This window comes from Geodermatophilus sp. SYSU D01106 (assembly GCF_054049995.1).
Window position 1 is genome coordinate 306,721 of record NZ_JBJGYM010000002.1, and the last position, 13,261, is coordinate 319,981.

Annotated in this window: 12 protein-coding genes; 7 read left to right on the top strand and 5 right to left on the bottom strand. The window is 76.2% G+C overall.

What is annotated here, in order from left to right; all coding sequences use genetic code 11:
• Window positions 1-83: 83 nt before the first annotated feature.
• Together ACI78R_RS03780 and ACI78R_RS03785 are read right to left on the bottom strand one after the other, a co-directional pair.
• Complete coding sequence (locus ACI78R_RS03780) at window positions 84-1,085, bottom strand: sigma-70 family RNA polymerase sigma factor (protein WP_083628332.1); 1,002 nt, start codon at window positions 1,083-1,085, stop codon at window positions 84-86.
• A gap of 85 nt (window positions 1,086-1,170) precedes the next feature.
• On the bottom strand, window positions 1,171-2,808 hold the full coding sequence (locus ACI78R_RS03785; protein ID WP_457039724.1) for a hypothetical protein: 1,638 nt from the start codon (window positions 2,806-2,808) through the stop codon (window positions 1,171-1,173).
• A 219-nt stretch (window positions 2,809-3,027) separates the two neighbouring features.
• Here ACI78R_RS03785 and ACI78R_RS03790 point away from each other — a divergent pair, with 219 nt between their 5' ends.
• The 4 genes from ACI78R_RS03790 to ACI78R_RS03805 are packed head-to-tail and all read left to right on the top strand — an operon-like array spanning window position 3,028 to window position 7,065.
• Window positions 3,028-4,320 (top strand): sensor histidine kinase, encoded by a 1,293-nt coding sequence (locus ACI78R_RS03790; RefSeq protein WP_457039725.1) that lies wholly within the window; start codon window positions 3,028-3,030, stop codon window positions 4,318-4,320.
• Window positions 4,311-4,982 (top strand): response regulator, encoded by a 672-nt coding sequence (locus ACI78R_RS03795; RefSeq protein WP_245794317.1) that lies wholly within the window; start codon window positions 4,311-4,313, stop codon window positions 4,980-4,982. The genes ACI78R_RS03790 and ACI78R_RS03795 overlap by 10 nt, the downstream gene beginning before the upstream one ends.
• Entirely contained in the window at window positions 4,975-5,775 is an 801-nt protein-coding gene (locus ACI78R_RS03800) for a hypothetical protein (protein ID WP_457039726.1), read from the top strand. The genes ACI78R_RS03795 and ACI78R_RS03800 overlap by 8 nt, the downstream gene beginning before the upstream one ends.
• Before the next feature lie 48 nt (window positions 5,776-5,823).
• Window positions 5,824-7,065, top strand: a complete 1,242-nt coding sequence (locus tag ACI78R_RS03805; protein ID WP_457039727.1) for a GNAT family N-acetyltransferase — start codon at window positions 5,824-5,826, stop codon at window positions 7,063-7,065.
• Window positions 7,066-7,084: 19 nt separating this feature from the next.
• On the opposite strand, the gene ACI78R_RS03810 is transcribed toward ACI78R_RS03805, so the two are convergent.
• Complete coding sequence (locus ACI78R_RS03810; protein WP_457039728.1) at window positions 7,085-7,576, bottom strand: ribose-5-phosphate isomerase; 492 nt, start codon at window positions 7,574-7,576, stop codon at window positions 7,085-7,087.
• A gap of 25 nt (window positions 7,577-7,601) precedes the next feature.
• Here ACI78R_RS03810 and ACI78R_RS03815 point away from each other — a divergent pair, with 25 nt between their 5' ends.
• Together ACI78R_RS03815 and ACI78R_RS03820 are read left to right on the top strand one after the other, a co-directional pair.
• Window positions 7,602-8,270, top strand: coding sequence for a DUF429 domain-containing protein (locus tag ACI78R_RS03815; RefSeq protein WP_457039729.1), 669 nt, complete (start codon window positions 7,602-7,604; stop codon window positions 8,268-8,270).
• On the top strand, window positions 8,267-9,043 hold the full coding sequence (locus ACI78R_RS03820) for an MBL fold metallo-hydrolase (protein WP_245794315.1): 777 nt from the start codon (window positions 8,267-8,269) through the stop codon (window positions 9,041-9,043). The genes ACI78R_RS03815 and ACI78R_RS03820 overlap by 4 nt, the downstream gene beginning before the upstream one ends.
• On the opposite strand, the gene ACI78R_RS03825 is transcribed toward ACI78R_RS03820, so the two are convergent.
• Both ACI78R_RS03825 and ACI78R_RS03830 read right to left on the bottom strand, forming a co-directional pair.
• A complete protein-coding gene (locus ACI78R_RS03825; RefSeq protein ID WP_457039730.1) occupies window positions 9,036-9,791 on the bottom strand; it encodes an SDR family oxidoreductase in 756 nt (251 codons plus the stop codon). The two genes, ACI78R_RS03820 and ACI78R_RS03825, sit on opposite strands and share 8 nt — an antisense overlap.
• A 32-nt stretch (window positions 9,792-9,823) precedes the next feature.
• Window positions 9,824-10,486, bottom strand: coding sequence for a mycothiol-dependent nitroreductase Rv2466c family protein (locus ACI78R_RS03830; protein WP_457039731.1), 663 nt, complete (start codon window positions 10,484-10,486; stop codon window positions 9,824-9,826).
• 135 nt (window positions 10,487-10,621) lie between these two features.
• On the opposite strand from ACI78R_RS03830, the gene pepN reads away from it, so the two are divergent.
• The gene (gene pepN, locus ACI78R_RS03835) at window positions 10,622-13,171 is read left to right on the top strand and encodes an aminopeptidase N (protein WP_457039732.1); all 2,550 of its coding nucleotides are present in this window, start codon (window positions 10,622-10,624) and stop codon (window positions 13,169-13,171) included.
• Window positions 13,172-13,261 lie beyond the last annotated feature (90 nt).

Sequence of the window (13,261 nt, forward strand, 5' to 3'; positions counted from 1 at the left end):
GGGTATGCAGCGCAACCACCCCGGACACGGCACCGCCGCCACACCCGGGCGGGCGGAGCGGCGGTGGCGAGGAGCGGGCGGCGTCAGGGGACGGCGACGCCCTCCGGGGCCGCGACGGGCAGCCCGAGACGGGCGAACAGGTCGTTGTCGAGGTCGAGGAAGCTGGTGATGTGCCGGATCCGGCCGTCCTCGATCTCCAGGACGTGCAGCGCCCAGGGCACGTGGCCGCCGTCGTCGGTGGGCCGCCACTGCGCGACGGCCGGCGAGCCGTTGGCCTCGGTGAGCATGAGCCGCGAGTTCCGGCAGCCGCTGCCGGGGCCGAGCATCCAGGTGCCGATGTCGGCGGCGCTGCCCAGCCACATCTCGAACGGCGGCATGTGCTGCGTGGCGTCCTCGTGCAGCAGCTTGACGAACGCGTCGATGTCGTAGCGCTCGAACGCGTCGAGGTAGCGGGTGAGCAGCTCGCGGTGGTCGGCGTCGAGCGGGCGCTCCTCCGGGTCGCCGCCCACGGCCGCCAGCGTGGCGCGGGCCCGCTGCAGCGCGCTGTTCACCGAGGCGACCGTGCTGTCGAGCAGCTCGGCCACCTCGTCGGCCCGCCAGCGCAGCACGTCGCGCAGCAGCAGCACCACGCGCTGGCGGGGCGGCAGGTGCTGCAGCGCCGCGACGAACGCCAGCCGCACCGACTCGCGGGCCACCGCGCGCTCGGCCGGGTCGCCGTCCTCGGGCAGGACCTGCCGGTCGAGCACCGGCTCCACCCACGCCTCGGCCGGCCGCTTGGCGGCCAGCGACGCCTCCACCGGCGACCACGACTGGCCCGAGAGGTCCATGGGCAGGGCCCGGCGCTGGCGGCCCGAGAGCTGGTCGAGGCAGACGTTGGTGGCGATCCGGTACAGCCAGGAGCGCAGCGAGGAGCGGCCCTCGAAGTCGCCCAGGCTCTTCCAGGCGCGGACCATCGTCTCCTGCACCGCGTCGTCGGCGTCGAAGCTCGACCCGAGCATCCGGTAGCAGTAGCCGGTCAGCTCGCGCCGGTGCTCGAGCAACCGTGGGTCGAGCTCGCCGGACACCCCGCGCAGCACGCTGGTCACCGCAGACCACCTCTCCTCGTCGGCATCCCCGTCGGCGGGCGTCAGTCCACCACGGGGCACCGACCGAACGGGAGTCCCCGGCGGGCTACTGGTAGGTGACCAGCTCCGGGCGCGGGGAGACCTGCGCGATCGTCTCCTCGGGCGTGAGCATCGGGGCGTCCTCGTCGTAGAAGTTCTTCCAGCCCCAGGTCAGCCCCTCGGGGCCGATGCCGCGCAGCACCCGCCAGGTGTCCTGCTTGCTCGGCTGGGGCCCCTGCCCGTCGGCGTGCACCATCACCGAGAGCTCGTCGCGGGAGAGGTCCACCCGCTCGCGGCCGGGGATCATGTCCACCCGGAACTGGTGCAGCACGAGCAGCTTCTGCGGCAGCCGGTTCTCGCGGGTGAGGTCGGCCAGCCAGGTGACCACGCGGTTGACCTCCTCGACGTCGACCGAGCCGATCTGGGTCAGGTGCACCTCGTTCGGGCCCAGCCGCCACTCGGGGTCCAGCGCCAGCCCGACGTGCGGCAGCTCCAGCAGCGGCCGGTAGACCTCGGCCTGCGTGACGAAGTCGGTGCGGCCGGGCTGCAGGTCCAGGACGACGTAGATCCCGGCCTCGCCGGCGGCCTCGACCAGCGGCCGCAGCTCCTCGACCGGCGCCTCGTAGGAGTAGTCGTTGCCCTCGGTCGGGAACTCCGAGGCGACGGTGGCGATGATCTCGAAGGCCGGCACGACGGTGGCGTCGGGCACCAGCGCCTCGTAGGGCGCGGCGGTGTCGCGGGCGCGCTGCACGGTGGCCGGCACGTCCTGCTCGCCCAGCACGCCGAGCGCGCCGGTGCCGGGGTGGCCGTAGAGGGCGACGAGGAAGTGCTGCGGGAACAGCACCTGGCCACCGCCCGGGAGCTGGGCGCCGGTGGCCGCGGTCTCCAGCTTCCAGTCCAGCCCGTCCTCGGCGCCGAAGCCCGCGCCCAGCGCGACGACGGTGTCGGCGCCCGCGACCGCGTCGACGACGTCGGCCGAGCCGCGCGGGTCGGTCTGCCCGTCGGTCACCTGCACGGTGGCGCCGGCGGCCCGCGCGGTGGCGACACCGGCCAGCGCCGCGGGGTCGCCGTCGGAGAGGACGACGGTGCCCTCCAGCGGCTCGGCGCGCTCGACCTCGGGCAGCTCCCCGGAGGCCTCGCCCTCGGCCGCGTCGTCGCCGTCCTCGGGGCGCAGCGCGGCCGGGGCCTCGGGGTCCAGCCCGGCGACCGCCGCGGCCTCGCCGCCCTCGGCCACCGGGTCGGCCTCGGCGAGGTCGAGGCCGGTGGCCGCGGCGACGGCGTCGGCGGTGGCGGGCACGGAGACGACGTCGGCGTCGCCGGGCGCGGTGTCGGCGCCGACGGCGAGCACGGTGGTGGCGCCGAGCCGGTCGAGCTCCCCGGCGACGGCGTCGTCGCCGTCCTCGCCCTCGGGGTCGAGCAGCAGCGGCACGCCGAGGCCGACGGCGGCCGAGGCGCCGAGCAGCGCGGCGGCGCGGTCGCCGTCGGGCGCGACCACCACGACGCCGGCCTCCTCGAACAGCGCGCGGCTGGTGCTCACCGCGGCGGCCACGGGCCCGGCGTCGGCGACCACGGTGAGCCGCTCGCCGGGCGCCGCGGCGGCGACCGACGCGGGGCCGGCGTCGTCGTCCCCGCCGGACCCCGACGAGGTGCAGCCGGCGGCCAGCAGCAGGGCACTGACGGCGAGGGGCGCGGCCCTGTGTCGCACGCGGGGACCTCCGTCCGCCGGGCGCCCGGTCGCGGGGGACGCGACGACGGCGGCTCGCCCGACCCCGACGACCCTACGAGGTGCTGGACACCGCGGCCCGGGTGCCGGGAGCATCGCGCCCGACATGGACGCGGCGGCGCAGGGTGTCGGGCCAGCCCGACAGCGGATCGACCGGCTGACGGGATCGGCCGGGCGCCGCCGCGTCGCCAGGCTCGGGACATGACCACCGACACCCTCGTGATGCCCACCGACACCGCCCCGTCGCACGCCCGGTCCCCGCGCGTGCGCCAGCTGCTGGTCGACTCCGGCTACGCCCTGCTGTCCTTCCCGCTCGGGATCGCCGGCTTCGTCCTCGCCGTCACCGGGATCGCCCTCGGCGTGGGCACCCTGGTGATCTGGGTGGGCGTCGCCGTCCTCGCCGTCACCCTGCTCGCCGCCCGCGGCCTGGCCGGCATCGAGCGGGCGCAGCTGCCCGCGGTGCTCGGCCGCCCGCTCCCCCGCCCGGCCTACCTGCGGCCCGACGGCGGCCGGGTGCGGCGGATGCTCACCCCGCTGCGCGACCCGCAGTCCTGGCTCGACGTGCTGCACGCGGTGCTCCGCTTCCCGCTGGCGGTGCTGGCGTTCTCGGTCACCGTGGCGTTCTGGGCGCTCGCCCTCGGCGGGCTGAGCTACGGCCTGTGGGACTGGGCGCTGCCCCAGGAGGACAACCAGGACCTCTTCGAGCTGCTCGGGTTCGAGGGCGGCAGCCTGCTGCGCGTCACCGGCTACACGCTCATCGGCCTGGTCGGCGCGCTGGTGCTGCCCTTCGCCGTCCGCGCCGTGGCGGTGCTGCAGGCCTCCCTCGGCCGGGTGCTGCTGACCTCCCGCGCCGCCACGCAGGCCGAGATCGGCCGGCTGTCGCGCGGCCGCGACGCCGCCGTCGCCGCCGAGGCGGTGGCGCTGCGCCGGCTCGAGCGCGACATCCACGACGGCCCGCAGCAGCACCTCGTCCGCCTGGGCATGGACCTCTCCCGCGCCCAGCGGCAGCTCGACCGCGACCCGGCCGCCGCCCGCACCACCCTCGCCGAGGCCGGCGTCCTCGCCCGCGAGGCGCTGGAGGAGCTGCGGGCGCTGTCCCGCGGCATCGCCCCGCCGGTGCTCGCCGACCGCGGCCTGGCCGCCGCGCTCGCCGCGCTGGCCGCCCGCTCGCCGGTGCCGGTGGAGCTCGCCGTCGACCTGCCCGAGGGGCGGCTGGCCCCCGTCACCGAGAACACCGCCTACTTCGTCGTCAGCGAGGCGCTGGCCAACGTGGCCAAGCACAGCGGCGCCGGGGTGTGCCGGGTCGAGGTGGCGCGGGCCGGCGACGCGCTGCGGGTCGTCGTCGAGGACGACGGCGTCGGCGGGGCGCAGCTGGTGCCCGGGCACGGCCTGGCGGGGCTGGCCGACCGGCTGCGCGCCGTCGACGGCGTGCTGACCGTCGAGAGCCCGCGCGGGGGCCCCACCCGGACCATCGCCGAGCTGCCGTGGGGCTGACCCCGGAGGGCCGGCCGCTGCGGGTGGTGCTCGCCGAGGACTCGGTCCTGCTCCGCGAGGGGCTGGTCCGGCTGCTCGAGGAGGCGGGCACCACCGTGGTGGCCGCGGTCGGCGACGGCCCGTCGCTGGTGCGCGCCGTCGGCGAGCACCGGCCCGACGTGGCCGTCGTCGACGTGCGGATGCCGCCCACCCACACCGACGAGGGGCTGCGCGCCGCCGTCGAGGTCCGCCGGGCGGTGCCGGGGACGGCGGTGCTGGTGCTGTCGCAGTACGTCGAGGTGGCCTACGCCGACGAGCTGCTCGCCGACGGCCGCGGCGGCGCCGGCTACCTGCTCAAGGACCGGGTGACCGACCTCGACCAGCTGCTCGCCGCGCTCGCCGAGGTGGTCGCCGGCGGCACGGTGCTCGACCCGCAGGTGGTGGCCCAGCTGTTCGCCCGCCGCCGCGGCGACGACCCGGTGCGCCGGCTCACCCCGCGGGAGCGGGAGGTGCTCGGCCTCATCGCCGAGGGCCACTCGAACACCGCGATCGCCCGGGCGCTGGTGGTCACCCCGGGCGCGGTGGAGAAGCACACGCAGCGGATCTTCGCCAAGCTCGGCCTCGCGCCGGACGAGGACCGCAACAGCCGGGTCATGGCGACGCTGGCCTACCTGCGTGGCTGACTGGCCCCCGGCCCTCCGGCAGACCACGGTGGTGCCCGTGACCCGCCGCCCGGTGCTCCTGCTGCTGACCGCCGTCCTGCTCGCCGGCTGCGCCGACGTGGCCACCCCCGACGACGAGGAGCTGCCGGGCGCGGCGCCGTCGTCGACGTCGGCCTCCGCCACCCCCTCGCCGACCCCGGCCTCCGACGACCCGGCCGGCTGCCCCGTCGACGGCGCGGCCGGCGTCCCCGACGGCGCGGCCTCCCGGCCGACGATCGACGTCGACGGCGACGACCGGCCCGACACCGCCTGGATCGCCGACGCCGGCGACGGCGAGGTGCGCTTCGGCGTCGCGACGGCCTCCGGCGGCGGCGCGTCCGCGCCGTTCCCGTCGGCCAGCCCCGTGACGCGCTCGGTCCTGGTCGCCGACGTCACCGGCGAGGGCGAGCTGGTGGCGCTCGCCGACGACGGCCGGCAGGTGCTGCTGTTCGCGCTCAGCGGCTGCGAGATCGTGCCGGTGACGGACCCGGAGGGCGCCCCGTACGCCTTCGACCTCGGGTTCACCGGCTACGGCACCGGGGTGGGCTGCGTCGACGTCGACGGCGACGGCGTGCGCGACCTCGCCGGGCTCGACGCCGCCGACGACGGCACCGGCTACACCGCCACCGCCGTGCGCCTGGACGGGCCGCGGGCGAGCAACACCGACGTGAGCATCACGGTCTCCGACGCCCCGCCCGCGCAGGTCGAGGCGGCCCGCTCGGTCACCTGCGGCGACCTCAGCCTGCTCGACGACGGGGTCGCGCTGCCCGGCTGAGCCGGAACGCGGTCGCGGGCCGTCGGTGCCGCCGGGTAGACAGCGGGGGTGACCGATCCCGCCGACCTCCGCCCCGTCACCGCCGAGGAGTGGCCCGCGTTCAGCCGGGCGATGCTCGAGGTCTTCGGCGACGAGCCGATCGACGACTTCACCGAGAAGGTGCCGGCCACGGCGGAGCTCGACCGGTCGCTGTCGCTGTGGTCCGCCGACGGCCGGGTCGCCGCCACCGCGGGCCTCTACAGCCGGCAGCTCACCGTGCCCGGCGCCGTCGTCCCGTGCGCGGGCGTCACCTGGGTGACCGTCTCCCCCACCCACCGCCGCCGGGGCGTCCTCACCGCGGTGATGCGGCGGCAGCTCACCGAGCTGCACGAGCAGGAGCGCGAGCCGCTGGCGGCGCTGTGGGCCTCGGAGGGCTCCATCTACGGCCGGTTCGGCTACGCGCCGGCCACCCTGCGCGGCAACTGGCGGGGCAGCACCCGCCGGCTGGGCTTCCGGCCGGGCGTCGACGTGGGCACCGGCACCGTCGCGCCGGCCGACGCCGACACCTACCTGGCCGGGGCCTCGGGCGTGGCCGAGGCGCTGCGCCGGTGGGTGCCCGGCGTCCTCGACCGCGACGAGCGGTGGTGGCGGCGCTCGCTGCGCGACCCGGCCGGGCGGCGGAACGGGGCGAGCGCGCTGCGGTTCCTGCTGCACCGCGAGGCCGACGGCGAGGTGACCGGCTACGCCGCCTACCGGGTGCGCTCCCGCTGGACCGACGACGGCGAGGCCGACGGCACCGTCCTGGTCGACGACGTGCGGGCGCGCAGCACGGCCGGGTACGCGGCGCTGTGGCGGTACCTGCTCGACCTCGACCTGGTGCGCTCGGCCGAGTTCGGCTACGGCCCGGTCGACGACCCGCTGCGCCACCTGCTCGCCGACCCGCGCGCGCTGCACACCCGCCCGCTCGACGGGCTGTGGCTGCGGCTGGTCGACGTCGGCCGGGCGCTGGCCGCGCGCCGCTACCCGGCGCCGATCGACATGGTGCTCGAGGTGCGCGACCCGTTCTGCCCGTGGAACGACGGGCGCTGGTGGCTGCGCGGCCACCCGGCCGGGGCGTTCTGCGCGCCCAGCGAGGGCGACCCCGACCTGGTGGTCGACGTCGACGCACTGGCCGCGGCCTACCTCGGCGGCACGTCGCTGGGCACGCTGCAGGCGGCCGGCCGGGTCACCGAGGTGAGCCCCGGCGCGGTCACCCAGGCCGCGACGGCGTTCTCCTGGCCGGTGACCCCGTGGTGCAACGACCAGTTCTGAGCCGTGCCGGCGGCGGGTCCTAGACGACGTCCTCGCGGGTGGGCAGGCCGCCCGCGGGCCGGTGGCGGTTCTGCTCGTAGTCGTGGACCAGGCCGATGCGGCGGACGTGCCGCTCGTCCTCGCTGAACGGCGTCCGGAGGAACTCCAGCACCAGCTCGGTGGCCTCCTCCACGGAGTGCTGCCGGGCGCCGATGGACACGACGTTCGCGTCGTTGTGCTGGCGGGCGAGCTGCGCGGTCTCGGGATTCCACACCAGCGCCGCGCGCACGCCGGGGACCTTGTTGGCCGCGATCTGCTCGCCGTTGCCGGAGCCCCCGATGACCACGCCGAGGGTGCCGGGCTCGACGACGACGCGCTCGCCCACCTCGAAGCAGAACGGCGGGTAGTCGTCGACCGGGTCGTACTCGAAGGCGCCGCAGTCCACCGGCTCGTGGCCGGCCTCGGTGAGCGCCTGCTTGAGGTGCTCCTTGAACTCCAGGCCGGCGTGATCGGTGCCCACGAAGACGCGCATGGCCCGAGTCTGTCAGGGTCGGCGCGTGGCGGTGCTCGGGGTCGACGGCCGGCGCGGGGCCTGGGTCGGGGCGCTGCTCGACGGACGATCCGTCCGGTTGCTGCACCTGCGCGACGCCGAGGCGGTCCTCGCCGTCCCGGACGTCGAGGTGGTCGCCATCGACATGCCCATCGGCCTGTCCGACGACGGCCCCCGCGTCTGCGACCAGGAGGCCAAGGCCCTCCTGGGCAGCGCGGGGAGCTCGGTGTTCGCCTCGCCGGTGCGGCCGGTGCTCGCGACGGACGACTACGCCGAGGGGCGCCGCATCTCCGTCGCCGCCACCGGCGGCACGTCGCTGTCCGCGCAGGCGTTCCAGCTGGTCCCGTCCATCCGCGCGCTCGACGACGCCCTCGGCGAGCCGCCGGCCGACCACGTCGTCGAGGTGCACCCGGAGCTCGCGTTCCGCGTCGGCCTCGGCGGCGTCAGCGACCCGAAGGGCACCGCACGCGGGGCGGCGCAGCGGCTGGCCGCCCTGCGCGCGGTGATGGACGTCGAGGAGGCGATGCTCGCCGCGCCGCCGCGGGTGCCGGCGGTCGACGCGCTCGACGCGTGCGCCGCGGCGTGGTCGGCCCGGCGCGTCGCCGACGGCACGAACGCGTGCGTGGGCGACGGAGCCCTCGATGCCCGCGCCCGGTCGATGCGGATCTGCTGGTGACCTTCCGCGAGGTCGGCGACGGGGTCTTCGTCCGCCGGCACGCGTCCCTGGACCTCAACTGCGGCCTGGTCGTGGGCGACGGCGCCTGCCTCGTCGTCGACACCCGCTCCTCCCCCGCCGAGGCCGCCGACCTCGCCGCAGCCGTGCGCCGGGTGACGCCGCACCCGTGGGCCGTGGTGAACACCCACGCCCACTACGACCACTGCTTCGGCAACGCCGCGTTCCGGCCGGCGACCGTCTGGGGCAGCCGGGGCTGTGCGGCGGACCTGCGCGCCACCGGGGAGGCGCAGCGCGCCGCCCGGGTGGCCGAGCTGTCGGCCGCCGGGGACGCCGAGGCGGCGGCGCAGGTCGCCGGGGCGCCCCTCGACCCGCCGGACGCGCTCGTCGACGACGTCGCGGTCCTCGACGTCGGCGGCGTCGAGGTGGTCCTGCGGTTCCTCGGGCGGGGGCACACCGGGCACGACCTCGTCGTCGAGGTGGAGGACGGGACCGTGTTCGCCGGGGACCTCGTCGAGCAGGGCGCCCCGCCGGCGTTCGAGGACGCCTTCCCCGCCGAGTGGCCGGCGACGCTGGGCCGGCTGCACGCCATGGCCCGCGGCGCCGTCGTCCCGGGGCACGGCGCGGTGGTGGACGCGGACTTCGTCGGCGCGCAGCGCGAGGAGCTGCTGGCGGTCCTGGCCGCCGTCCGCGCCGGCCGGCCCGACCGCGGCCCCTACGACGCGGCGACCATGCGCGTGGCCGCGTCCCGGCTCAGGTGGGGCGGGGTCAGGTGAGGCGGCGGACCACCGGCAGCGGGAGCACCCGCAGCAGCGCCGACACCGGCCGCCACGGCCACTCCGGCACGTAGGCGCGGACCGGCTCCCGCTCGATGGCGGCGACCAGCGCGTCGACGCCGGTGTCGAGGTCGACGGTGAACGGCCCGCGGCGGCCCACGTTGATGTCGGTCTCGATGTAGCCGGGCAGCACGGTCGTCACCCGGATGCCGGTGCCGAGGAGATCGGACCGGATGCCCTCGGCGAGCGCGTTGAGCGCGGCCTTGCTGGCGCCGTAGGCGGTGCGGGTGCCGCGCATCCCGCGCACCGAGGCCACCGAGCTGATGACGACGAGGTGCCCGGAGCCCTGCGCGCGGAACAGCTCGACGGCGGCCTCGCACTGGGCGTGGGTGCCGAGCACGTTGGTGAGCAGCGTGGCCCGGTTGGCCCGGCCGGCGCCGGTGCCCACCGAGGCGCCCCTGCCGATGCCCGCGTTGGCGACGAACCGGTCGATGCCGCCGAGCTCCGCCGCGAGCTCCGGGACGCCGCGCGCGACGGCGTCGGCGTCGTCGACGTCGATCGCCGCGGTGACCACCCGGATGCCCGGGGACGCGGCGAGCAACTCGTCGCGGAGCTCCTCGAGCAGCTCGCCGCGGCGGGCGACGAGCGCGAGGTCGCGGCCGCGGGCGGCGAAGCGGCGGGCCAGGCCCCGGCCGAGGCCGGAGCTGGCGCCGGTGACCAGGATGCGCTGGCGGACGGGTCGCGGCACGCGCTCAGCATGCCGCGCCCGTCCGGACCGGCTCAGCGGCGGGTGAGCTCCAGGGCGTCGGCCGGCACCGAGGACATGTCGGGCTCGGACGTGCGGGTGCGCTTGAGCTCCCAGAAGTCGGGGAGGTTCGCCAGCAGGACGGCGCCGTCGAAGGCCCGCCCGGCGTCCTCGCCCGTGGGCACCTTGCTGATGACGGGGCCGAAGAACGCGACGCCGTCGATGTGCATGACCGGCGTGCCGACGTCGTCACCGACGGGGTCCATGCCCGCGTGGTGGCTCTTCTCCAGCGCCTCGTCGTACTCGGTGGAGGTCGCGGCCCCGGCGAGCTCGGCGGGCAGGCCCACCTTCTCCAGCGCCGGCGCGATGATCTCGTCGAGCTCGCGGCCCTCGTGGTGCCGCAGCGTGCCCATGGCGGTGTAGAGGTCGCCGAGGACCTCGTCGCCGTGCTGCTGGGCGGCGGCGATCGCGACCCGCACCGGGCCCCACGCCTGCTCCATCATCCGCTGGTACTGCTCGGGCAGGTCGCGCCCGCGGTTGAGCACCGCCAGCGACATGACGTGCCAGTGCAGGTCGATGTCGCGGACCTTCGCCGCCTCCAGGACCCAGCGGCTGGTCAGCCAGGCCCACGGGCACAGCGGGTCGAACCAGAAGTCCACCCGGGCCTTCGTGGGGGCGCTCTGCACTGCCTCGGTCATCCGTCGTCTCCCTCTCGTCGTCGGCGGCGCGGGGCCTGTGCACCCCGCGTCCCTGCCGGCTGCCAAGTGCCCCGGACCTGCCCTTGTTCCCCGTGCCCGCCGGGCGTGTCGGCCGTCCGTGGGAAGCTGCCGGTCGTGGCCGTACCCAACCTGACCCGCGACGACGCCGCCGCACGCGCCCGCCTGCTCGCCGTCGACGCCTACGACCTGCAGTTCGACCTGACCGACGGGGACGGTCGCCCCGGCGCCGGCACCTTCCGCTCGACGACGACGGTGACGTTCACCTGCCGCGAGCCCGGCGCCGACACGTTCGTCGACCTGGTCGCCGCGACCGTCCGCTCGGCCACGCTCAACGGGGTGGAGCTCGACGTCTCCACCTACACCGAGGAGGGCGGCCTGCCGCTGCCCGGCCTCGCCGCCGAGAACACCCTCGTCGTCGACGCCGACTGCCGGTACTCCAACTCCGGCGAGGGCCTGCACCGCTTCGTCGACCCCGAGGACGGCCAGGTCTACCTCTACACGCACTTCGAGCCGGCCGAGGCCAAGCGCGTCTTCGCCTGCTTCGACCAGCCCGACCTCAAGGGCACCTACACGGTGCACGTCGTCGCGCCGTTCGACTGGCAGGTCGTCTCCAACACCGGCGGGCGCACGATCGAGGCCGGGCCACAGGGCAGCCAGCTCGTGCACTTCGAGCCGACCAAGCGCCTGTCGACCTACCTGGTCGCGCTGATCGCCGGCCCCTACGCCCGGGTGACCGACGCCTACGAGGGCATCCCGCTGGGGCTGTACTGCCGCGCGTCGCTGGCCCAGCACCTCGACCCGGAGGAGCTGTTCCGGGTGACCAAGCAGGGGTTCGAGTTCTACCACCGGGTGTTCGACTACCCGTACCCGTTCGACAAGTACGACCAGCTCTTCGTGCCGGAGTTCAACGCCGGCGCCATGGAGAACGCCGGCGCGGTCACCGTGCTCGAGGACTACGTCTTCCGCTCGCGCACCAGCCGCGCCCGCTACGAGCGCCGCGCCGAGACGGTGCTGCACGAGCTCGCGCACATGTGGTTCGGCGACCTCGTGACCATGCGCTGGTGGGACGACCTGTGGCTCAACGAGTCCTTCGCCACCTACATCTCCACGCTGTGCCAGGCCGAGGCCACCGAGTACGAGACGGCGTGGACGACGTTCGCCAACGCCGAGAAGGCCTGGGCCTACGCGCAGGACCAGCTGCCCTCCACCCACCCGATCGCCGCCGACATGGTCGACGTGGCCGCCGTCGAGGTGAACTTCGACGGGATCACCTACGCCAAGGGCGCCTCGGTGCTCAAGCAGCTGGTGGCCTACGTCGGCCGCGAGGAGTTCCTCGCCGGCATCCGCCGCTACTTCCGCACCCACGAGTACGGCAACACCACCCTCGCCGACCTGCTCGACCCGCTGTCGGAGGCCACCGGCCGCGACCTCACCGAGTGGTCGCAGCAGTGGCTGCAGACCAGCCAGGTCAACACCCTGCGCCCGGTGTTCGAGCTCACCGACGACGGCCGCTACGCCTCGTTCGCCATCGAGCAGACCGCCGTCGCCGAGCACCCGGTGCTGCGCCGGCACCGGCTGGCCGTCGGCCTCTACGACCGCGGCCCCGACGGGCTGACCCGCACCACCCGGGTGGAGCTCGACGTCGACGGCGAGCGCACGGAGGTCGCCGAGCTGGTCGGGCACCCGGTGGCCGACCTGGTGCTGGTCAACGACGACGACCTCACCTACGCCAAGCTCCGGCTCGACGAGCGGTCGCTGGCCACGCTGCGCACCGACATCGGCGCGCTGCCCGACTCGCTGCCCCGCGCGCTGTGCTGGTCGGCGGCGTGGGACATGACCCGCGACGCCGAGCTGCCCGCCCGCGACTGGGTGCAGCTGGTGCTCGCCGGCATCGACGCCGAGACCGAGATCAGCGTCGTGCAGTCGCTGCTGATGCGGGTGCAGTCGGCCCTGACGTCCTACGCCGACCCGGCCTGGGCCGAGACCGGCTGGACGGCGCTGGCCGACAAGGCGCTGCAGGCGCTCGAGGCCGCCGCGCCGGAGAGCGACGAGCAGCTGCAGTGGTCGCGCACCTTCGCCGCCGCCGCGCGCACCGACGAGCACGCCGCCGTGCTGCGCGGCCTGCTCGACGGCTCCCGGACGTACGAGGGGCTGGCCGTCGACGCCGACGCCCGCTGGGCGTTCCTCAACGGGCTGGTGGCGACCGGCGCGGCCGGCGACGCGGAGATCGACGCGGAGGCCGAGCGGGACGCCACCGCCACCGGCGTGCGCCGGGCGGCCACCGCGCGGGCGCTGCGCCCGACGGCGGAGGCCAAGGAGGAGGCGTGGCAGCAGGCCTTCCACGACGCCGACGTGCCGAACGCGGTGCACGAGGCGCTGGTGGCCGGCTTCTGGCACCCGGCGCAGCGCGAGCTCACCGCCGGCTACGTCGACCGCTACTTCGCCGAGATCGGCCCCATGTGGGACCGCCGCCCCGGGGAGATCGCCAAGAACGCCGTCCAGTACCTGTTCCCGCCGGTGGTCGAGGAGCGCACGGTCGAGGCGGCCGACGCCTGGCTGTCCGGCGGGGAGCACCCCGCGCCGCTGCGCCGGCTGGTGAGCGAGGGCCGCGACGGCATCGCCCGCGCGCTGCGCGCCCGCGAGCGGGACGCCGCCGCCGGCTGACCGGCAGGGACGACCGAGGCCCAGGTCCCCCCGGGGGGGCGGGCCGCGGTAGTGGATGGGGGCCTGGGCCGGGGGGGCGCGGTGGCTCAT